This is a genomic window from Chloracidobacterium sp. D (genome assembly GCF_018304685.1).
GTDB classification, from domain to species: domain Bacteria; phylum Acidobacteriota; class Blastocatellia; order Chloracidobacteriales; family Chloracidobacteriaceae; genus Chloracidobacterium; species Chloracidobacterium thermophilum.
Map to the genome: position 1 here is coordinate 386,802 of NZ_CP072634.1, position 21,066 is coordinate 407,867.

At 61.1% G+C, this 21,066-nt stretch carries 15 protein-coding genes and 3 tRNA genes; 11 read left to right on the forward strand and 7 right to left on the reverse strand.

All coding sequences use genetic code 11. From position 1 onward, the window contains the following. Positions 1-118: 118 nt before the first annotated feature. Complete coding sequence (gene bioF, locus J8C01_RS01625) at positions 119-1,318, forward strand: 8-amino-7-oxononanoate synthase (RefSeq protein ID WP_014098836.1); 1,200 nt, start codon at positions 119-121, stop codon at positions 1,316-1,318. Here the strand turns inward: bioF and J8C01_RS01630 are convergent. Further along, a complete protein-coding gene (locus J8C01_RS01630) occupies positions 1,309-2,562 on the reverse strand; it encodes an ABC transporter permease (protein WP_014098837.1) in 1,254 nt (417 codons plus the stop codon). The genes bioF and J8C01_RS01630 overlap by 10 nt on opposite strands. A 28-nt stretch (positions 2,563-2,590) precedes the next feature. After that, the gene (locus J8C01_RS01635) at positions 2,591-3,832 is read right to left on the reverse strand and encodes an ABC transporter permease (protein ID WP_211432166.1); all 1,242 of its coding nucleotides are present in this window, start codon (positions 3,830-3,832) and stop codon (positions 2,591-2,593) included. Between the two features lie 192 nt (positions 3,833-4,024). Between J8C01_RS01635 and J8C01_RS01640 the strand changes: the two genes are divergently transcribed. Further along, positions 4,025-4,660, forward strand: coding sequence for a hypothetical protein (locus tag J8C01_RS01640; protein WP_211432167.1), 636 nt, complete (start codon positions 4,025-4,027; stop codon positions 4,658-4,660). 53 nt (positions 4,661-4,713) lie between these two features. On the opposite strand, the gene J8C01_RS01645 is transcribed toward J8C01_RS01640, so the two are convergent. Further along, positions 4,714-4,786, reverse strand: a tRNA-Lys gene (locus J8C01_RS01645). Positions 4,787-4,936: 150 nt separating this feature from the next. Here J8C01_RS01645 and ileS point away from each other — a divergent pair. Then, complete coding sequence (ileS, locus tag J8C01_RS01650; protein WP_014098840.1) at positions 4,937-7,759, forward strand: isoleucine--tRNA ligase; 2,823 nt, start codon at positions 4,937-4,939, stop codon at positions 7,757-7,759. A gap of 74 nt (positions 7,760-7,833) precedes the next feature. On the opposite strand, the gene J8C01_RS01655 is transcribed toward ileS, so the two are convergent. After that, a complete protein-coding gene (locus tag J8C01_RS01655) occupies positions 7,834-9,225 on the reverse strand; it encodes a class II fumarate hydratase (protein ID WP_211432168.1) in 1,392 nt (463 codons plus the stop codon). A 218-nt stretch (positions 9,226-9,443) separates the two neighbouring features. Then, positions 9,444-9,520 (reverse strand) — tRNA-Met (locus J8C01_RS01660). A 222-nt stretch (positions 9,521-9,742) separates the two neighbouring features. Between J8C01_RS01660 and J8C01_RS01665 the strand changes: the two genes are divergently transcribed. From J8C01_RS01665 to J8C01_RS01675, 3 genes are all read left to right on the forward strand, one after another. After that, positions 9,743-11,356, forward strand: a complete 1,614-nt coding sequence (locus tag J8C01_RS01665; RefSeq protein WP_211432169.1) for an ATP-binding response regulator — start codon at positions 9,743-9,745, stop codon at positions 11,354-11,356. Between the two features lie 66 nt (positions 11,357-11,422). After that, entirely contained in the window at positions 11,423-12,304 is an 882-nt protein-coding gene (locus J8C01_RS01670; protein WP_211432170.1) for an NAD(+)/NADH kinase, read from the forward strand. Between the two features lie 141 nt (positions 12,305-12,445). After that, the gene (locus tag J8C01_RS01675) at positions 12,446-13,222 is read left to right on the forward strand and encodes an ATP-binding protein (protein ID WP_211432171.1); all 777 of its coding nucleotides are present in this window, start codon (positions 12,446-12,448) and stop codon (positions 13,220-13,222) included. A 29-nt stretch (positions 13,223-13,251) separates the two neighbouring features. Here J8C01_RS01675 and J8C01_RS01680 read toward each other — a convergent pair whose 3' ends face one another. Further along, positions 13,252-15,309 (reverse strand): ATP-dependent DNA helicase, encoded by a 2,058-nt coding sequence (locus tag J8C01_RS01680; RefSeq protein WP_211432172.1) that lies wholly within the window; start codon positions 15,307-15,309, stop codon positions 13,252-13,254. Between the two features lie 124 nt (positions 15,310-15,433). Between J8C01_RS01680 and recG the strand changes: the two genes are divergently transcribed. The 5 genes from recG (at position 15,434) to J8C01_RS15280 (ending at position 20,618) form a co-directional block, all read left to right on the forward strand. Next, on the forward strand, positions 15,434-17,611 hold the full coding sequence (gene recG, locus J8C01_RS01685; protein ID WP_211432173.1) for an ATP-dependent DNA helicase RecG: 2,178 nt from the start codon (positions 15,434-15,436) through the stop codon (positions 17,609-17,611). Positions 17,612-17,671: 60 nt separating this feature from the next. Further along, positions 17,672-18,562, forward strand: a complete 891-nt coding sequence (dapF, locus tag J8C01_RS01690; protein WP_211432174.1) for a diaminopimelate epimerase — start codon at positions 17,672-17,674, stop codon at positions 18,560-18,562. A 70-nt stretch (positions 18,563-18,632) separates the two neighbouring features. Continuing rightward, a complete protein-coding gene (locus tag J8C01_RS01695; RefSeq protein WP_211432175.1) occupies positions 18,633-19,826 on the forward strand; it encodes an NAD(P)/FAD-dependent oxidoreductase in 1,194 nt (397 codons plus the stop codon). Between the two features lie 358 nt (positions 19,827-20,184). Beyond that, a complete protein-coding gene (locus J8C01_RS01700; RefSeq protein WP_014098849.1) occupies positions 20,185-20,373 on the forward strand; it encodes a DUF433 domain-containing protein in 189 nt (62 codons plus the stop codon). A 185-nt stretch (positions 20,374-20,558) separates the two neighbouring features. Then, positions 20,559-20,618 (forward strand): hypothetical protein, encoded by a 60-nt coding sequence (locus J8C01_RS15280; protein WP_371821099.1) that lies wholly within the window; start codon positions 20,559-20,561, stop codon positions 20,616-20,618. Between the two features lie 353 nt (positions 20,619-20,971). Here the strand turns inward: J8C01_RS15280 and J8C01_RS01710 are convergent. Further along, positions 20,972-21,046: transfer RNA gene (locus J8C01_RS01710), tRNA-Asn, on the reverse strand. Between the last annotated feature and the right edge of the window lie 20 nt (positions 21,047-21,066).

Consider the following 21,066-nt stretch of genomic DNA (forward strand, 5'->3'; position numbering starts at 1 on the left):
TCACCATCCGGTTTGGAACACAGCTTTGCTATTGTGCGTCACGCGCGATCCCATCGCAACGGGCGCTGCCCTGCCCGGCTGAAAACACTCTGGGCCAACGATTTTGGACAAAACCACGATGACTTTGAGCTGTCTCCAGACTGAACTCACGGCCGAGCTGGATGCCATCCGGGCCGCCGGCCGGTGGCGCGAACTGCGCCCGGCGCAGGCCCCGCCAGCCGTGACCTTCGTCTGCGGCGGGCAGGAGTGGGTCAACTTTTCCAGCAACGATTATCTGGGGTTGTCCACGCATCCACGCCTGATTGCAGCCGCCCAGGCAGCCACAGCCAAGTGGGGCACCGGGGCGACGGCGAGCCGCCTGATTTGCGGTACGCTTGACCTGCACTGCGCCTTGGAAGAGGCGCTCGTTGCCTTCAAGGTCGGCGGACATCCCGGCTACCGCGCCCTGCTGTTCAACAGCGGCTACCACGCCAACCTGTCCCTGCTGACGGCGCTGACCGATGTTCAGGATGTGATCTTCTCCGATGCCCTCAACCATGCCAGCCTGATTGACGGCTGCCGTCTGAGCCGGGCGACGACCGTCGTGTATCGGCACAACGACCTGGACGACCTGCGCGCCAAACTGACCCGGTACGGACAGGCGCGGCGCAGGCTCATCGTCACGGAAGCGGTGTTTTCAATGGATGGCGATGTCACGCCACTGGCCGATGTGCTGGCTCTGGCGGAAACCTTTGGGGCGTGGGTCGTACTCGATGAAGCCCATGCCACGGGCGTGCTAGGCCCACAGGGAAGAGGTCTGGCGGCGCAGCTTGACCACACCGGCCGCCCACTCATCCTGATGGGCACGCTTGGCAAAGCTCTGGGCAGCTTTGGGGCGTTTGTTGTCGCGCCGGCCGTGGTCATCGAACTGCTCATCAACCGGGCGCGGCCGTTCATCTTCACCACGGCCCTGCCGCCAGCGCCGGTTGCGGCGGCGCTGGAAGCCGTGCGCCTGCTCGTGGAAAGCGATGCCCTGGTGGAAGGGCTGCATCGCAACATCAAGCACATGGCAACGGCGCTGGGGTTTTCACCGGACTGGCCCGCGCCGATTTTTCCGGTGGTGCTGGGCGCGGAAGCGGCGACCATGCGTGCCATGCAGGACTTGCAGGCGGCCGGGTTCTATGTGGTGGGGATTCGCCCGCCCACCGTCCCGCCTGGCGCGTGCCGGCTGCGCCTGACGGTGACGGCGGCCCACACGCCGGCCCAGATTGCAGATGTGGCGACTGCCATCCGGTCAGTGATGCCGGCTTCCAGCTTGGCTCAGGCCACTCATTCGTAGCGCAGGGCCTCGACCGGGTCGAGGTAGGCCGCCTTGATGGCCGGAATGAGTCCGGCAACGAGACCGATGCTGACCGAAACCGCAAACCCAATGCCAACCCACAGCAGGGAGACACTGGAGGGCAAGTCCGGGATGGTCAGGTTGATGATTTGACTGAGACCCAACCCGGCGAGAATCCCGATGCACCCGCCAAGGCCGGTCAGCGACATGGCTTCAATCAGGAACTGCATGATGATGTCCCGCCGCCGCGCCCCGAGCGCGCGCCGGGTGCCGATTTCCTTGGTGCGCTCGGTGACGGACACCAGCATGATGTTCAGGACACCAATCCCGCCGATGAGCAGCGCCATACCGGAAATCGGGACGACAATCGCCGCCAGGACCAGCGTGATTTTCCCAAAGCCTTCTTTCTCGGCCGTCGGGGTCGAAAGATGAAAGTCGTCCGGTTTGTAAAACGGGACGTTGCGCCGCTTGCGCAGCAGCCGCGTAATGTCGTCCACCATGCGGTCGAGTTGCCCGTCCCTGGCTTTGGCGACAATCATGTAGTTTTTGTCCCGTGGGTAGAGCCGGCGGTACGTGGCGTGGGGGATGATGGCGCAGTTGTCCTCCCAGTTGGCGCCGGGAAACATGCCGCGTGCCGCGCTCTTTTCCAGCACGCCGACAACCCGGAAGATTTGCCCGTTGATGGTGAACTCGTTGCCGACGGCTTCCGTCGTGCCGAAAAGGGTTTCGGCGGTGTCGTAGCCGATGACGGCCACGGCCACTCCGTGCCGGCTCTCGACTTCGGTATAGTAGCGCCCGGTCAACATCTGCATGTTGCGCGCTTCGAGAAAGGCCGGATCGCCGCCGCGCAAGACCGGATTGTTGGCCTGGCGGTCACGGTATTTCAGGATGGGCGCATCGGGACTACCCGGCCAGCGGCCCAGACAGGCCGTGGCAGCCGCCACGCTCGGCAGCTCGGCAATGGCCAGACCGTCTTCGTAGGTCAGGTCCTTGCGTTGCCGCTCTTCAAACGTCGGTTCGCGTGGGCTGCCGAAGTTGAACTTCGAGACAAAGACGGTGTTTGTGCCGAAGCGTTCGACCATGGCGGCAAAGCTCTTTTCCAGACCCGTAATGACCGAAGACACAAGGATGACGGAGGTCGTCCCGATGATGACCCCCAAAACCGTCAGCAGGGACCGGAACTTGTGCGCGCCAATGGTGGCAACGGCCTGCCCGAAGCTTTCCCGAACACTGTACAGCAGCAAGAACGTTCACCTGCCCTTTCTGGATGGATTACTCGGCACGCAGGGCCACGATGGGGTCGAGATTGGCGGCGCGGTGAGCCGGGTAGATGCCGAAGATCAGCCCAACGCCTATTGAAACCACCAGCGCAAGGATGACGGCCCAGACCGGCATCGAGAACGGCAACCCAAACTGCGCCGCGATGATAAGTCCCGCCCACGCAGCTACCAGGCCCAGAACGCCACCGATGCCGGAAAGCAGGGAAGACTCCACCAGAAACTGCCACAGGATGTCGCGTCGGCGTGCACCCAGGCTTTTGCGGATGCCGATTTCACGGGTGCGTTCGGTGACAGCCACCATCATCGTATTCATGATGACAATGCCGCCTACAACCAGTGAAATGGAAACGACACCGAGTGCCACGGCAGCAATGAGTCCGGTCAGGCTGCGCCACAGGTCCTTGATGGCATCAGCGCCAAGGAAGGCAAAGTCGTCTTTCTGGTCGGGGCGCAGGTGGTGACGCGCCCGCATGATGCCGCGAACCTGGTCTTCCAGGGCTTCGAGCGTAACGCCGGGCCGGGGCTGGAGCACGATGGCCAGGGATTGCCGGGGCCCGAACATCCGCAGATGCACGGACGGCGGGATGACCACAAAGTTGTCGCGTTCATTGCCCAGAAACGAGCCAAGCTCTTTGGAAACGCCGATGATTCGGAAAGGCTCGCCCTGGATGCGCAGTTCGCGTCCCACGGGGTTGGCTCCGCCAAAGAGCTTCTCGCGCACCTTGTAGCCCACGAACACCACGTTGGCGCGGTTTTCGTCGTCGCTTTCGGTGATAAACCGCCCCTCCTCGACGTTGATGTTCCCGGCACCCATCGCCGGGATGCTGGGCGAATAACCAATGACCGAAACGTTTGTCAGTTCGCTGCCGCCCTGCCGCAGGTAGGGAAGGGAGGCGTCGAGCCGGATGCCCATTTCCCGGGCCAGGCTGGCGCGGGCGCGCAGGTCACGGTAATCCTCCAGAGTGATGATTTTGTTTTTCTGCACCTGGAGCCATTCGTCAAGGCTTGTGACAATGCCGTAGCGGTCGAGAATGATGGTGTTGGCCCCGAACTCCTCCTCCATCGTCTTTCCGACATAGACGTTCAGTCCCTCGATGACCGCCGCCACGGCAACCACGGTCATCACGCCGAAGATAACCCCCAGCAGGGTCAGAAAAGTGCGCAGTTTGTGGGCGCGCAGTGCGTCAACGGCCAGCCGAATGGCCTCGCGAAAGGGCATAGCGCCGGTGGACATAGGAAACCTCAGCAGGAAAGTTGCCGCCGGTGGAATCGCCCATACGAAACGTCAGGAAACCGCCACGGGTTTCAAGAATACCTGGCCGTCCTCAACGCCGGCAGCGCCTCCGCAGCAGTAAGCATTGCGCTGTGGCACAATTCGGCGTACAACGGTTGACCTGTGAACCCAACGTTTTCATTTCACCTGCCCATGATCAAACGGGTGACTCTGGCCGGTCGGCGGCTGGCATGGTGGTTGTTGGCAGTGGGACTGACCGGCATCCTGGCCGGGCCTCCCGCCGGCTGCCGTACGCTTCAATCCCCACCGACGCCGGAGTTTTTCGATCTCATCGAGCGTTTCCTGCCGCAGTTTGACGGCTCGCGGGAGCGGGCCGGCCAGCCTTCCCTGACCCGGCAGGATGCCGAGCGGTTGCTGGCCGGAGCGCACATTGAGCGGCGCTGGCAGGGACAGGGTGGGCAGGAAGTCTTCACGGTCATCCAGCCGGTACGCCTGGGCAAAGGCACAGCCCAGTGCCGGGTGACAGTCATGGCACTGCCGGGGCAGGCGACCATTCACGGGGTTATCTTTCAGTTGTCCGGGCTGACCGATCCGGCGCTGGCCGATGATGAAAACCGTATCATTGACGCCTTCGTGCAGCGGTATGGCGATCCGGCAGATGTGGATGCCCCGGATATTGATCTCGTCTGGCCCCTGCCCCAGGGCGGACTGGTGTTGCTGGCCGCCGAAGCGGATGACCCGACAACCACTTTTGCCCTGCGTCCGCTCTCCGAAGTGCCTGCCGACGAGGTGCTGGGGCACGGCGGCGAACTGCGTGACCACGACTGAAGCTTGGCTAAAAAGGCCAAACGGGCAGCCTGAATGACCGCCCGTTTGGGAAATGAGCCGTGCAGGACTCGAACCTGCGACCCACTGGTTAAAAGCCAGTTGCTCTACCGACTGAGCTAACGGCCCCCGTGTCAAAGGCACAAGACGCCAAGGATAGGGGAATCCGCGCCGGGATGTCAACGTGTGTTTGCCTGCCCGGATTGCTCCACTCTTGACCGTTCCGCATAATGGGCAACACGCAAACATTCCTGCCAACCGAATTCCCAGACCGACACGATGACCTTTGACCTCAAGAAAACCGTCAACCTGCCTTCCAAAGACCTGCCCATGAAGGGCAACCTGGCACAAGCTGAGCCACAGCGCCTCCAACGCTGGCTGGCTGCCGATATTTATGGTGCGCTGCGCAAAGCGCGTGCCTGCCGTCCGAAGTTTCGCCTGCACGACGGCCCGCCCTATGCCAACGGACGGATTCACATGGGAACGGCCTTCAACAAGATTCTCAAGGACTTCATCGTGAAGTCACGCAGCATGCTGGGTTTTGATGTGGCGTATATTCCCGGCTACGACTGCCACGGGCTGCCGATTGAAACCAAGGTCGTCAAGGAACTCGAAGGCAAGCTGGCCGCCAGGCAGGTGCCCCTGACGCCTCTCATCATCCGTCGGGAGGCGCGGGCCTTTGCGGAACGCCATATCGTGCAGATGAACCGCGACTTTCAGCGTCTGGGGGTACTCGGTGACTGGGAGCACGCCTACCGCACGATGAGCTACGACTACGAAGCGGACATTTTGCGGACGCTGGCGGCCTTTGTGCGGCAGGGCAGCGTCTATCGCGGGTTGCGTCCGGTGCACTGGTCTATCGGCGCGCAGTCGGCGCTGGCCGAAGCCGAACTGGAATACCGGGAAGTGGTTGATCCCTCGGTGTATGTTGCCTTTCCGCTGGTGACGGACCCGGCGACCCTGTCGCCGGCGCTGGCCGGCCGGCAGGTGGCTATCATCATCTGGACGACCACGCCCTGGACACTGCCGGCCAATCTGGGCATCAGCTTCGGGCCCGACTTCGACTACGTTGCCGTCGCGGCTTCGCCGGCCAATGGACACGGGGCGGTCGGCCCGGTGTACATCGTCGCAGAAAAGCTCCTGCCCGAACTGGCGCAGAAGTTCGGGTGGTCAACGTGGCAGACGCTGGCCACCTTCAAGGGAACGGCGCTGGACGGCAAAGTGGCCCGGCATCCGTGGCTCGACCGTGAATCCAGGCTCATGGTTGGCGAACACGTCACGCTCGATGCCGGTACGGGTGCCGTTCACACTGCGCCCGGACACGGGATGGAAGATTTTCTCATTGGCAAGCGGTATGGACTGGAGCCGTACTGTCCGGTGGACCAGCGTGGGGTGTACACCGACGACGTGGTCTACTTTGCCGGCCAGCAGGTCTTTGCCGCCAATCCGTCCATCATCGAGCTGTTGCGGGCGCGCGGCATGCTCGTCTTTGCCGAGGATTATCCCCACAGCTATCCGCACTGCTGGCGCACGAAGACTCCAACCATTTTTCGCGCCACGCCGCAGTGGTTCATCTCCATGGACGCCGCCGACCTGCGCCAACGCGCCATTGCCGAAATCGGGCGCGTCAGGTGGTTGCCGGCCTGGGGCGAGGAGCGCATGCGCAATATGTTCATCAACCGGGGCGACTGGTGCATTTCCCGCCAACGCGCCTGGGGCGTGCCTATTGCGGCCGTGCGCTGTACGGCCTGCGGAACGGTTCACGCCAGCGCTGACTTCATGGAACAGGTCGCAGAAGTCTTTGACCGCGAAGGGGCAGATGCCTGGTACGTCCGTCCGGTGAGCGATTTCCTCCCGCCTGACTTTGCCTGTGAAAGCTGTGGTGCAAAGGATTTCGAGAAGGAAATGGACATTCTGGATGTGTGGCTCGATTCGGGCGTGAGCTGGCAGACGATGGAGCGCGCCGGACTGGCAACGCCGGATGAACCGGCCTCGGATGTCTATATCGAAGGTTCTGACCAGTATCGCGGGTGGTTCAACTCATCGCTTGTCGTCAGTCTGGGACTGCGCGGCCATGCGCCCTACCGGACGGTCATCACCCACGGGTATGTCCTCGACAAAGACCGCGAGAAAATGTCGAAAAGCCTGGGGAATGTCATCGAGCCACAGGCATTGATTGAAACCGGCGGGGCTGACCTGCTGCGCCTCTGGACAGCGAGCGTGGACTACACCGACGACGTGCCCATTTCCGAAGAAATCCTGGCGCGCATCGGGGATGCCTACCGCAAGCTGCGCAATACGCTGTGCTATCTCGTCAACAACCTTTCGGACTTTGACCCGGCACAGGATGCCGTGCCGTTTGACGAACTGTTCGAGATTGACCGGTGGGCGCTCGTAGAAACGAATGAACTCGTCCGCCGCGTACGGACAGCCTACGAGCAGTATTCCTTTCAGTCGGCCTACACGGCGCTACTCAACTTCAGTACGACACAGCTTTCGAGCATCTACTTCGATGTCCTCAAGGACCGGCTCTACACCTACGCGCCGAAGTCCTACGAGCGGCGGGCTGCCCAGACGGCGCTCTATGACATTGCCAGCGCCATGATTCGCCTGTTGGCACCCATTCTGGCATTTACGGCCGACGAAGCCTGGGAGAAGCTGACGCGCCAGCCGGCTGGTTCGGTGCATCTGGCTGAGTTTCCGGCCTACGAGCCAGCGCGGGCTGATGCGGCGTTACAGGCGCGTTGGGAGACGTTGCTGGAAGTGCGTTCGGCCGTGCTCAAGGAACTCGAAAAGCAGCGGGCGGCCGGATACATCGGCTCGTCGCTCGAAGCCCAGGTGTGGCTGCGGGCCGGAGGGCCGCTTGCAGCAACGCTGGCTGACTACGGCGCGGAGGCGCTGTCTTACCTGTTCATTGTCTCGCAGGTGACGCTCGAATCTGCCGGAAACAAAGACCTGGTGGTACAGGTGGAGCGGGCGCGGGGCCGCAAATGCGAACGGTGCTGGCACTATGAAACGACTGTCGGCGAAGACCCGGACTTTCCTACCATTTGTCACCGGTGCGTCCGCAACGTGCGGGCCGGTTGGTATCCGGCGGCATAAACGCTGGATGTTTTTGGCCGGCCCGGCAGCCGGGCCGGCCGGGTATTGCCGAACGTGTATTCCCGAAAAAGTGGTCACGATTGTCGGATGCCGCCTTCGGTCAGGGCGCGGGGATCGAGCAGGCGGTCGAGTTCTTCGGCCGAAAGACTGGTCATCTCCAGAGCGACTTCCTTGACCGTACGGTCTTCGGCGTAGGCGCGTTTGGCAATCTTGGCACCGAGTTCGTAGCCAATCACCGGGTTGAGGGCTGTGACCAGAATCGGGTTGCGGCCGACCTGGGCGCTGAGGCGCTCTTCGTTGACGGTGAAGTTGGCAATGGCCTTGTCCGCCAGCAGCCGCACCGCATTGGCCATCGTGGTCAGGCTTTGCAGGATGTTGTAGGCAATGACCGGCAGCATGACGTTGAGCTGGAAGTTGCCGGACTGCCCGGCAATGGTGATGGTCGTGTCGTTACCGATGACCTGGGCGCAAACCATAGCCATGGCTTCCGGGATGACCGGGTTGACCTTGCCGGGCATGATGCTGGAGCCGGGTTGAAGGTCCTGAAGCCGGATTTCGGCGAGTCCCGCCTGCGGGCCACTGTTCATCCAGCGCAGATCGTTGGCGATTTTCATCAGGCTTACGGCCACGGTTTTGACCTGCCCGCTGAGTTCGACAATGGCATCCTGGGAGCTGAGCGATTCAAAGAAGCTGTCGTTGGGTTGGAAAGGCAGTCCGGTCCGTTCGGCCAGCCGGGCCGCAAAGCGGGCGGCAAATTCGGGATGGGCATTGATGCCGGTGCCGACCGCTGTACCGCCCTGGGCAAGCTTGGTGAGGCGTGGCAGGGCGCTTTCAATCCGCTCGATGCCGTGGGCGATTTGCCAGGCCCAGCCGGTGAGTTCCTGGGCGAGGGTGATCGGCATGGCATCCATCAGATGGGTACGCCCGGTTTTGACCACATGGGCGACACTGGCGGCCTTGGTCTGGATGGTGCTGTGCAGGTGGCGCAGGGCGGGCAGCAGGTCGTGCGTCGTAGCCAGACAGGCGCTGACGTGGATGGCCGTTGGAATGGCATCGTTGCTGCTTTGCCCCATGTTGACGTGGTCATTGGGATGGACGCGCACGCCGAGACGTTCGCTGGCCAGCGAGGCAATGACCTCATTGGCGTTCATGTTCGTGCTCGTCCCCGAACCGGTTTGAAAGATGTCCAGGGGAAAGTGCGCGTCGTGTTGTCCGGTGGCGACTTCTAGGGCGGCTTGGGCAATGGCTTCCGCCAGATTGGGTGCCAGCAACCCCAGTTCCTGATTGACCGTGGCGGCCGCCCATTTCACAAGGGCGAGGGCTTCAATGAAACGCCGTGGGAAACGAAGGTCGCTGATGGGAAAGTTTTCCACGGCGCGCTGGGTTTGGGCCCCATACCGGGCAGTGGCCGGGACGCGCACCTCCCCCATACTGTCGCGTTCGATACGAAATTGCTCGTCGGTCACAGAAAGACTCCTTGCCATGAAAGTTAGCTAACGCACAGAATGGAGTATGCGCGTTGGTCGTCATCGCTTTCAATGCGGGTTGTACACCAACCGGTGCCTGATGGGCGTGAGGTACAAACCTGCAACCTCTGTCTGGATGGAGGCTATCTGAAAATATGGCCGGAAAATGAGAAAGCCTACCGTGACGGTAGGCTGGCGGGTCAGCAGGGCTGGTGAAGTGGTAGCGGCGTCCGGGATCGAACCGGAGACCTACGGGTTATGAATCCGTCGCTCTAACCAGCTGAGCTACGCCGCCACAAGATTTTTATAACCTGGCTGGTTGACGATAACCAGGCGCAAGGTGAAGGTGAGGCAAAAATTGGCCGAAGCCGCGACGAATTGCAAGTCCGGGCTGCTCCACTGAGGCTGCTGTAGGGTGACTTGACATCGGAGGCAATCGGTTCCTAGCTTGTCCTGAACGGACACAGGTCAAAAGCAGTCATCGTAGGTATCGCCCATTAGCGTGGATCATTCAGGGATGACACTCGCAACCCTTCCATCGGGGGTGGAAGTCCTTGGGCGCCGGGTGAAGCGCCTGCCCTCCAATGCTATGCCCGAACGAATTCTGATTGCATCAGACGACAATCTGCTCGGTGCGATGGCCGGCGCGCTGCTGACCAGTAATGGTTATGAAGTTGACCTGGTGGATACCGGAGAGGCCGCGCAACAGCGGCTGGAGGCCGGGCCTTTCGATGCGCTCATTATGGATGTCGCTTTGCGCCAGCCAGGCTGTCTTGAGCTGGCCCGGTGGGTGCGGGGGCAAGTCGCGCTCCGCAACCTGCCCATCATCCTGCTCAGCCCGGCAGCAACACGCGATGACGACGTGCCCTCGGCGCTGCACGCTGGCGTGGACGAGGTTTTGGCCGTCCCGTTCCGCCACCAGGAACTCATTCTCAAGTTGCGCCGCATGCTGGAACGACAACGCTGGGCGGTCGAACGTCAGCGGCTGGTTGCCAATCTGGCCGCGGTAGCTGATGGCATTGAATACTGCATCCGTCCGACAGGTGAACAACCTCTGCCCAATTTTTCAGATGCGGCCGACCTTGCCGAACAGGCCAAGTGGCAGGAAATGATGACCTCGCTCAATGCGGCCATCGACGCCCTGCAAAACACCTCGAATGGCGAGGAAACCGGGATTTTACGGCGTGCCCTGGAACAGCTCTCAGCCGCACTGAAACGGGCCGGGCGCTACGTTCAGGTGCGCTCCCAGGCGCAGGCCCTGCGGGATGCCAACGAAAAGCTGCGCGAACTGGAGCGCCTGCGGGCAGAGTTTACCAATGCCATCGTGCACGACATCCGGTCGCCGTTGGGGACGATTATCTCCACGATGGAACTCATCGAGCAGCAGTTGGACGAGCCGCGCCCCAAGAAGTCTGACATCCTGCCTCTCGTCACGGGTGCCCGCACCATTGCCACAAAGCTCATCTCCTTGGTGTCGGAACTCCTGGATTTCTCAAAACTCGAAGCCGGCAAGATGATGCTGGTGCTGGAACGGCTCGAAGTGGCGAAGATCATCGAGCAGGTGGGCGAGGAATTCGAGCCCGCCACCCGGCGTAAGTCCATCAAGTTCAGTTACGGTTGTGAGGATCACCTGCCGACGATTATTGGCGATGCCGGCAAACTGCACCGGGCGCTGTCGAACCTGATGTCCAATGCTGTCAAGTTCACTCCCGATGGCGGTCAAATCTGGCTTGAAGCGCGACTGATGGAAGGCACCCAGGTGGATGCCGGTGTTCCTTACGTGGTCTTCAGTGTCGTGGATTCCGGCGAAGGTATCCCGGCTGAGGATTTGCCTTACGTCTTTGACCCTTACTACCAGGCCGCAAGTCGCAACAAGGACCTTGGAACGGGCCTGGGGCTAGCCATTGTCAAACGCATTGCGGCGGCACACGGAGGCAACGTGGCTGTCCGCAGTCAGGTTGGAGTCGGGACGGCTTTCTCCATCACACTTCCTCTCGTACCACCCAGCGCCACACAAGCCGCTCTGCCTCCATCGAACTCGACGGCGACCCCAGAGTCGGTCACCGACCTGTCCGACATACTCGCCACCCCGGCTGAAAACCCGGCACCTACGCCGTCCCCCTCAAACTGACCGACCTGCATTCAGGCGTGACTTGCTCCTGGGATGCCGTCACGTGGCTGATATAAAGAGCAAGACATGGCTTCATTGGAAACCGTCGGCTTGGTGGTCAAGCCGCATCTGAAGGACATTACGGCATACCTGGCAAACCTGGCGGCGTGGCTTGGCGCGCGTGGGTGCCGGGTCCTTGGCGAGCCGTCGGCGGCGCACCTGCTTCCACCGACTGTCACCGTCGTGTCTTCAGAAACCCTGGCGGCGCAGTCCAATCTGGTCATTGTCATCGGCGGGGATGGGACGATGATTTACGCCGCACGCTTGCTGGGATCGCGGGATGTTCCGGTACTGGGCGTCAACTACGGCTACCTGGGCTACCTGACCGAATACACCCCGGAGACGGTCTATACGGCCCTGGAACGTGTTTTTGCGGGCACCTTCCGCACGGATGTCCGCATGAAGCTGGAAGCTACAGTTGAACGTCTGGGTGTGCCGCGCCTGACGGCGCAGGCCGTCAATGACTGTGTCATCACAAAGAGCATGCTGGCCCGGCTCGTGCCGATTGAGTGCCGGATCGGGGGGCAGTTCGTCTCCATTTTCCACGCTGATGGTCTCATCATCGCCACCCCAACCGGCTCGACGGCCTATTCCCTGTCGGCCGGGGGGCCGATTGTTCACCCGGCGATGCAGGCTATTGTCCTGACGCCGATCTGTCCGCACACACTGACCAACCGGCCGCTGGTGGTGCCGGATACGAGTGAAATCGAGTTGCGTCTGACGACCGAACGCGGCCTCTTCAACGTCGAGGATGTCTTCCTGACCTTTGATGGGCAGACCGGATGCGCCGTCGAACCGGAAGACCGCGTGGTGATTCGCAAGAGCGCCTCGGTGCTGACGCTCATCGAGCCGGAAGGCAAGGACTACTTCCAGCTCCTGCGCGATAAACTCAAGTGGGGCAACGGGTAACGGTTCATCGTTGAAACCCGGCTTGATTTTTCCCGGCGCCCGTGAAAACTAACCGGGAGCAAACAAGCCTGGTTCACCCTTGATTTTGCGTCCCATTGATTCACTGCCCGTTGATTCGGTGGGGCGCTGCCTGCTGCGACGATGTCGCTTCCTGATTGGTTTCCCCGCTCATCGTCAGCAATTGACCCAGCGGCAGACCTCTGTCCGGTCTGCCAGGGGACCGGGTTTGAGTATGACCCGATAAAGCGCCGCTCGCGCCGGTGTTTCCGCTGTCGCGGCGGGTCTGAAAGCCTTCTGGAGCGGGCGCGGATTCCGGCGCGCTACCGCGAAAGCAGCTTTGACAACTTCCGGGTCAATCCCGATGACGAGCGCCAGAAGTCACTCGTGACGGCTGTGCTTGCCTGCCGGCGCTATGTCAAGGATTACCCGGTCGAACGTGGGCTGGGTCTGCTCTTTCTCGGTCCCTGTGGTGTTGGCAAAACGCATCTGGCCGTGGCCACGGCCAATGCCCTGATGCGCCTCAAGCGCGTGCCGTGCCTGTTTTACGACTTCCGCGACCTGCTCAAAGCTGTCCAGGAAACCTACAACCCGCTGACCCAGACGACGGAATTATCGGTGCTGCGTCCGGTCTATGACGTGGACGTGCTCATTCTGGATGAACTGGGGGCCGGCAAGGCCACGGAGTGGGTGCGCGACACCATCACGCACATTCTCAATACGCGCTACAACGAGCAGAAAACGACGATCATCACCTCCAACTACCTGGACCAGCCAAGCGACCGCTACGACGAAACGCTTGAAGAGCGCATCGGCGTCCGGCTGCGCTCCCGTCTGTACGAGATGTGCAAAACCATCCAGATGTTTGGGGAAGACTACCGCCAGACCTACCTCAACAAACGTCTGTTGATGCAGTCGTAGCCTGCTGGACAAAAGCCGCCACACTGCTGCTAGCCGTTGCAGAACCACTCCCGAAGCGCATCCCGATCCTCGGTTTGCGGAAGATCGGGAGGCAGGCTGCGCAACACCGCTGGTCCATAGCGTTTGGTGCGTATCCGTGGGTCGAGCAGGCAGAGAATGCCCCGGTCGGTACGGCTGCGGATCAGGCGTCCAAACCCCTGTTTCAGCGCCAGGATGGCCTGGGGGAGGCTGTAGGACTGAAAGGCATTCCCGCCGCTTTCCCCGCTCTGGTTCTCGATGCGCTGACACCGGGCGGCCACCAGCGGGTCGGACGGAACGGGGAAGGGCAGGCGATCCACAATCACACAGGAGAGCGCTGGCCCCACCACATCCACGCCCTGCCAAAAACTGGCAGCGCCAAAGAGCACCGCGCCGGGTTCGGCCTGAAACGTTTTGATGAGGCTTGATCGGGGTTGATCGCCCTGTATCAGGCAGGGAAATGGCACCTTTTCTCTGACCCGCTCGTAAAGCTGCCGCATGTGCCGCAGGCTCGTGCACAGGACAAACGCGCGTCCCTGGGTGATGTCAAGCAGGGCGATGATTTCGTTCACAGCGGCTTCGGTGAAGTCAGGGTGATTCGGGTCAGGCATGTCAGGTGGCAGATAAAGCCGGGCCTGCTGCTCGTAGTCAAACGGCGAGTCAATGAGCAGTTCGTCGCTTTCGTCGAGTCCAAGCCGTGAGCGGATGAATGCAAAAGAGCCGTCGGCCGTCAGTGTGGCCGACGTCAGCACGACGCTTTCCACCTGGTGAAACAGTTGCTCGCGCAGCAGCGCCGCAATGTCAATCGGTGTGGCTTGCAGGGAAAACCGGCGGGGTGAAGGGCGTTCCCACCAGTACACGTAGTTGGCGTCCTGGGCTTGAACGATACGGAGCAGCCGCTCGCACAACTGACGCGCGCGCGGCTCCAGGCGCAGCAGGGCCGGGTCCGTATTGATCCCGAAGTTATCCACCTTCTGGTAGGCAGCCTGCCCGAGGGCTTCGGCGAGCTGATCGAGCGCCGCGGCCAGCGCCGTGTAGCCGGAAGCTTCTGTGGCCAAATCCGAAGCTTGCAGCATTCCGCGTGCATCACTTCCGCTGCCGGCCCTGTTTCTGTTGCCTGCCCGGGATGCCGGGCGGCAGACCTCCTGGGCAAACTTCCAGAAATGGGCGGCGCGCTCCACAACTGCCTGGTAGGCCTGACGCACCGCACGGGCCCGCTCGGCATCGGGGATGAAGGTTTGCGCAATGTCGCGCAGCAGTTCGGCAAACTGCTCGTTGCTGATCTGAAGGCTGAAGTAGCTGGCGGCGGTATCCTCGATTTCGTGGGCTTCGTCAAAGATGACCCGGGTGTAGTCCGGCAGAAAGGCCCCGTAATCGCTGCGCCGCGCGGCCAGGTCGGCAAAAAACAGATGGTGGTTGACGATGACAATGTCGGCTTCGCGGGCCTGTTGGCGGGCGCGGGTGATGAAACATTCGGCGTAGTGGGGACACCCCTGCCCCAGGCAACGTTCCGTCCGTGCATCAAGTTCGGCCCAGATGGGCAGGTGTTCCGGCAGGCTGGACAACTCGGCGCGGTCGCCAGTGGTCGTCGTGTGAGACCACTGGCGGATGACCTCCAGATGGCGCACATCATCAAGTCCGGGCAGGCGTCCTTGTTCCTCGAAACGCGCGAGCCGATACAGGCACAGGTAGTTGTTTCTTCCCTTGAGCAGTACGACCCGCAGTTGACGCCCCAGCGCCCGTTCCAGGCGCGGGATGTCGTGATGCAGGATTTGCTCCTGAAGGTTTTTCGTCGCCGTCGAGACGATGACGACCTCATCGCACAGGATGGCCGGGACGAGATAGCCCAGCGTCTTGCCGGTGCCCGTGCCGGCCTCAACACACAGGTGTCCGCCACGCTGCAGGGCATCCAGAACGGCACGCGCCATCTCCAACTGGCCGGGGCGAAACTCAAAGCCGGGCTGCGTGGTGGCCAACAGTCCGCCGGGACCGAGCACGGCTTCCAGCGGCAGCCTGTCCATTGACTGGGCGCAAACCAGGGCGTCACAGGAACTTTTGTCGAGCAGCATGGCAGTCTATGCTCCGTAAAAATGTGTCGGGTGGAAAGAACGTGGGCAGCCGGCTTGAGCTACTACATCTTGTGACATACTATCAAACCAGTCAAAAAATCCACAACCGGTTGTGGAGGTTTGTATGTCGGCTCACCTGTCGTTGACCACGGCACTGCTGGAACTTCCAGCCTATCTGCGTGGCATTGGCGTCACGACGGCCGGAAAACTGGCGGCCGAGTTGGGAAGCGCCATTGGCAAGGTGTCGCCGGCCGAAGTCACAGTGGAAGACCTGCTGCTGTACCTGCCGTTTCGCTACGAAGACCGCTCGCACCTGCCACAAATCTGCGATCTGCGGCCGGGCCAATCCGCTTCGGTTCTCGTCGAAGTCAGCCTGGCGTCAAGTTACCCGATTCGGACCAGACAGGGTAAGCAACTCACCCTGTTCGAGGTCATCGGGTGGGACAGCACCGGGCGCATTCGCGCCTGCTGGTGGAATCAACCCTATCTGCGGCAGGTTTTCCAGCCGGGCCGGCGGGTGGTGCTTTACGGCGAATGGGAATTCTCAAGCCGGGCGCGGTGCTACCAGGTGGAAAACCCTGACTACGAAGTGCTCAACGACGAAACCGACGACGACGTGCCGGAGACAATTCACGTCGGCCGGTGCGTGCCTGTTTACCGAAAACTGGGAACCTTTCGCACCCGTGCGCTCCGATCGCTCATCTTTCGCCTGCTCCAGGCTTTGCACGACATACCGGATGAGGGCTTACCGGATGAATTGCGTCATGGCAGCAGGGAGTTGCCGCCCCTGCCGACCAAACTGGCAGCCCTGTGGGAAGTGCATTTCCCGAAAGCGACAGAGCATCTGGAGTCGATCCAAGCGCGTCGTTCGCTGGCGCATGCCCGCCTGGCCCTTGAAGAATTTTTCCTGCTGACCCTGGCGCTGGCCAATCGTCGCCGCCAACGCGAGCAGGCCGGAGAAAAGGCCGGGATGCGTGTGACCGATGCTATCCGGGAACGCGCACGCCAAACCCTGCCCTTTCGTCTGACCAACGCCCAGAAGCGCGTCATTCGGGAAATTGTCAGTGACCTGACCGGAACACGTCCGATGTCGCGGCTGTTGCAGGGGGATGTCGGGTCGGGCAAAACCGTCGTGGCCCTGCAGGCGATGATTGTGGCCGTGGAAAACGGCTGGCAGGTGGCGCTCATGGCGCCGACTGAAATTCTGGTTGAGCAACACTGGCGTTCCATGACGCGCTGGCTTTCAGGCACACCCTACCGCCTTGCCGCCCTTACCGGACGCCTCAAGCCAAGCGAAAAGAAAGCCATCCGACAGGCGTTGGCCAACCATGAAGTGGACATTGTCATTGGCACACAGGCGCTGATCCAGAATGACACTGCATTTGCACGCCTGGGACTGGTCATCATTGACGAACAGCACCGCTTTGGCGTGCTTCAGCGCGAACAGTTGCTGGCCCGGGGCGTCTCCCCGGATGTACTGGTGATGACCGCCACGCCCATTCCGCGCAGCCTGGCCATGGCGCTCTATGGCGACCTCGATGTGTCTGTCATTGATGAACTTCCGCCCGGACGAAAACCGGTGGTCACGGCCGTGCGCACCAACGAGCGGCGCGACCGCGTGTATGACTTCATCCGCCAGGAATGCGCTGCCGGACGACAGGCGTATATTGTCTATCCGCTGGTCGAAGAATCGGAAAAACTCGATGTCGCGGCAGCCACTGCCGCCGCTGCCCAGCTCCAACAGGAGGTCTTTCCGACGTTGGTTGTCGGACTGCTTCACGGGCGGATGAAGTCCGAAGAAAAAGATGCCGTGATGCAGAAGTTTGTCGCAGGTGAAATTCACGTTCTCGTCACGACGACGGTCGTCGAAGTCGGCATTGATGTACCGAACGCCTCAGTCATGGTCATCGAACACCCGGAACGGTTTGGACTGGCGCAGCTTCATCAACTGCGGGGGCGGGTCGGGCGTGGTGCGGCCAAATCGTACTGCGTTCTGATGGCGCCGGATGGCATCTCGCCGGAAGCTCTGGAACGGCTGAACTTTTTTGCCCAGACGCCGGATGGTTTCGCCATTGCCGAAAAAGACCTCGCCTGGCGCGGGCCCGGCGAAATGCTGGGTTTGCGTCAATCGGGTTTGCCGGTGTTTCGGGTGGGTGATCTCATCCGCGATGCCGACTGGTTGACACTTGCCCGTGAGGCTGCCTGGCGGGTCTGGCGCGAGCAGCCCAACGCACCCCAGACCCAACACTGGCTGGCCCGGGCGCAACGCATGTTTCCCATGGCGATGGGCGGTGTCCACTGATGCTACCCATTTATTTCTGATGCGCCATAACGCACCCAAATCAAAGGAAGGAAAACCGACTTGCTCATCCTGCACAAACTCCACGGACTGGGAAACGACTTTCTCGTTTTCCCGCTTGGCCAGCCGGCCGCGGATACTTTTTTGAAGCATCTGGAAGTTTTTGTGCCAAAGCTGTGTCACCGACACCAGGGAATCGGCGCGGATGGTGTCATCGGTATTGAAGCCCTGACTTCGGATGATGCCGATTATCGCATGGTGCTCTGGAATGCCGACGGATCGCGGGCGGAAATGTCCGGTAACGGACTGCGTTGCGTTGCAGCTTGCATCCGGCGCGTCACGAACTGGGAGAAGCGCGAGTTGCGCGTCATGACCGATATTGGCGTGCGCGTTGTCCGCTTTCTCGCTGCCGAAGGACTTGAAACCCGCTGTGCCATTCAGATGGGAATGCCGGTGTTTGACCCCGGGCGAATTCCTTTCCGGGCAGAGCCGGGACTTCATCCGCCGTTGGTGGATGTCGCTTTGGATGTGGGGGAAGAGACGGTGCGGGCCACGGTTCTGTCCATGGGCAATCCGCACTGCACGTTGTTGGTTTCCAGCCTCGATACCGCGCCGGTTGAGTTGCTGGGTCCACAGCTTGAACGGCATCCGGCCTTTCCAAACCGGACGAACGTCGAGTTCGTGCAGGTGCTTGACCGGCACACGTTGGAAGCCCGTTTCTGGGAACGGGGCGTCGGGCGCACGGCTGCCTCGGGAACCGGAGCTTGTGCAGCGGCGGTTGCGGCGATGCTGAAACACCTGGTCGAGCGGCAGGTGACGGTGGCGACAGAACAGGGCAGCCTCGAAGTCGCCTGGGATGCGTCCAGTGGAGAAGTCACGCTGACCGGAAGCGCACATTACATCGGACAGGTCGCCTGGGCGCTGCCTGATCTCGATGCGTCAGCCGATGCGTAAACGAACCTGGCAGGTCCGGCAGGCTGTTCGGTACACTGGAAGAAAAGTGAGAAAGTGTACGTTTGAAGCCATGACGTTCAACGTTGCCATTGTTGGTGCGGGGCCGGCCGGCTCGATGCTGGCTCACAACCTGGCGCAGGCTGGTGCGCGGGTGCGGTTGTACGATGCCCACGGCGGCCCGTGGGAAAAACCCTGCGGCGGCGGCCTGACGGCCAAGGCACTGCGCCAGTTTGGTTTTCTGACCGGGCAGGCAGACCGTTTTCCGCGTCAGGACATTCAGGAAATTGAGATTATTTCGGCTGGCGGACGGAGTGTGACCTTTCCATTGGGCGATGCCCCTTTTCAGATTTTTTCGCGCCGGAACCTGAATGGACTTCTATTGGCGCGGGCCACGGAAGCTGGGGCGGATTTCATTCCGCTGCGGGTGACAAACCTGCGCCGGGAAGTGCATACGTGGCAGGTTGAATCCGGCCGCGACCGCTGGAAGGCGGATTTTGTCGTGGGAGCGGATGGTTGTACGAGCTTTGTACGGCGCGTACTCGGACGGCGGCTGCCCGACGCCGACCAGGCCATGTGTTGTGGGTATTACGTCCCGGCAGCCGGTGTCCCGCGCGCGGTGGTGGCCTTTCCACGCCATTTTACCGGTTACGTCTGGGCTTTTCCGCGCCCTGACCACATTTCCTACGGCATCATCAATCAGTGTGGCGAGTATCCACTGCCGAAGCTCTGGGAGGAACTCGATGCCTTTGTCCGCTGGCATCGGCAGGGCGAGTTGCCGCGCGAACGGGTCCGGTATGCGGCGCGGGTGCCGATGTTGCGGCGCGCGTCATGGAAGACGAATCGGGTGGTTGGCGATGGCTGGGCACTCGTGGGGGATGCGGCCGGCTTTGTGGACCCGATTACGGGCGAGGGTATTTTCTATGCGCTGCATTCGGCGGAGTTGCTTGGGCAATCCCTCATTGCCGGGGAGGCTATGAGTTATGAGCAGCGGTGGCGGAAGGCGTTTGAAGCTGACCTGACGGAGGCTTCACGTCGGCTGCCGAAGTTTTACCGTGGCTCGATGCTGGGCGCGTCCGTCATTGACCGGGTGCTTCAGCTTTCGACGCTGCACGGCGGCGTTGTCAGCATCATGCAGCAGGCGCTGGCGGGTGACGTGGATTATGTCACCTTGAAGGGGCGTGTGCTGCGCAGTTTCGTGGCGCCTTCGGCCTGGCGCGCCCCGAAGCTGACCCTGCACACGGTGGATTATCCACGGGCGGCCTGAAGCACCTTTCCGGCACAAAGTGGTCAACGCCCGTCACGGTATCCCGGCGTTGGGGCTTGCACCGTCCAGTCTCTTTCCGTTGGCGGTGAGTCGCTGTTTCCAGAAGCCGGCACCGTTGGATTCAGAAAAACCGACAACAAGGGGCTATCTCAAAGGCCAAAATGGAAAAAGCAAACCGGATTGAGTAGAGAGCGGAGCAAGGATTCAAACCCGCTTTTCGAGACAAAGAATGTCGGGGATTATGGAGATGTGGTGCACTTGTCTGCACTGGAGGCATAGCCCCTTGCTCAAGTCAAGTATTGCCAAATGTGGAGATGAAAAATATGCAGAGGCAGTGGGTTGTACAAATCCAAAGGTCATGATGGGCAAGCCTGTCATTACAGGAACACGCATCACCGTCGAACTCATCCTGGAGAAACTGGCAGCGGGTGAAACCATAGGGCAGATTCTTGAGGCGCATCCGCAATTGACTCGCGAAGCCGTTTTGGCAGCGTTGGTATTTGCCAGAGATGCACTGCGCGCCGATGTGGTATATCCCCTTGGCTGAACGCCCGCATGAACTTTTTGGCTGACGAAAGTGTTGACCGCCTCGTTGTCGAACACCTGCGGCAGGAGGGGCGTCGGGTTTTGTACATTGCCGAGTTGGGCCAGGGATGCCCGATGAGGCTGTCCTGAACCTGGCGAATCAGGAAAACAGCATTGTTATTGACCGCAGACAAGGATTTCGGTGAGATGGTATTTCGTCAGGGACTTAACATCCACGGGGTGGTGCTGATTCGTCTGGCCGGCTGACACCTGTTCGCAAAGCGGAGGTAGTCGCTTGGCAGTCAGGGAGCATCTGCCGGAACTTTCACATTCGTTTACGGTCATCACGCCAGGGACATTGCGCATTCGTCGTGTCGGCAAATAGCTCCATGGTCAAGTTCAATAGCTGCGAACCTTGGGATACTTGACCAATTCCACAGTTTTCCGTTCTGACGTCGGGAAAAGCAGGAAAAGCGAAAAACGGCAGCCGAAAGCGCAGGGCAAGGGGCGGGTGGGTATAGGCGGCGTGGACTCACCCAAAACAGCAAGACCCCGTTGGGCGCTCCCAAGGGGGTCTTGCACAGTGTACGGCCCGCCAGAATTCTGCGGCTTGAAAAAGGTGGCTCCTCAGGTAGGACTCGAACCTACAACCCTTCGGTTAACAGCCGAATGCTCTGCCATTGAGCTACTGAGGAACGGAAGTCAGTCTTGTAGC

What these genes read in the sequence shown, in the direction of transcription:
- ileS (WP_014098840.1), top strand. Translation starts at nt 4,937, where the DNA reads ATGACCTTTGACCTCAAGAAAACCGTCAACCTGCCTTCCAAAGACCTG.
- J8C01_RS01695 (WP_211432175.1), top strand. Translation starts at nt 18,633, where the DNA reads ATGACGTTCAACGTTGCCATTGTTGGTGCGGGGCCGGCCGGCTCGATG.
- J8C01_RS01665 (WP_211432169.1), top strand. Translation starts at nt 9,743, where the DNA reads ATGACACTCGCAACCCTTCCATCGGGGGTGGAAGTCCTTGGGCGCCGG.
- J8C01_RS01670 (WP_211432170.1), top strand. Translation starts at nt 11,423, where the DNA reads ATGGCTTCATTGGAAACCGTCGGCTTGGTGGTCAAGCCGCATCTGAAG.
- recG (WP_211432173.1), top strand. Translation starts at nt 15,434, where the DNA reads ATGTCGGCTCACCTGTCGTTGACCACGGCACTGCTGGAACTTCCAGCC.
- J8C01_RS01640 (WP_211432167.1), top strand. Translation starts at nt 4,025, where the DNA reads ATGATCAAACGGGTGACTCTGGCCGGTCGGCGGCTGGCATGGTGGTTG.
- J8C01_RS01680 (WP_211432172.1), bottom strand. Translation starts at nt 15,309, where the DNA reads ATGCTGCTCGACAAAAGTTCCTGTGACGCCCTGGTTTGCGCCCAGTCA.
- J8C01_RS01635 (WP_211432166.1), bottom strand. Translation starts at nt 3,832, where the DNA reads ATGTCCACCGGCGCTATGCCCTTTCGCGAGGCCATTCGGCTGGCCGTT.
- J8C01_RS01675 (WP_211432171.1), top strand. Translation starts at nt 12,446, where the DNA reads ATGTCGCTTCCTGATTGGTTTCCCCGCTCATCGTCAGCAATTGACCCA.
- bioF (WP_014098836.1), top strand. Translation starts at nt 119, where the DNA reads ATGACTTTGAGCTGTCTCCAGACTGAACTCACGGCCGAGCTGGATGCC.
- J8C01_RS01700 (WP_014098849.1), top strand. Translation starts at nt 20,185, where the DNA reads ATGATGGGCAAGCCTGTCATTACAGGAACACGCATCACCGTCGAACTC.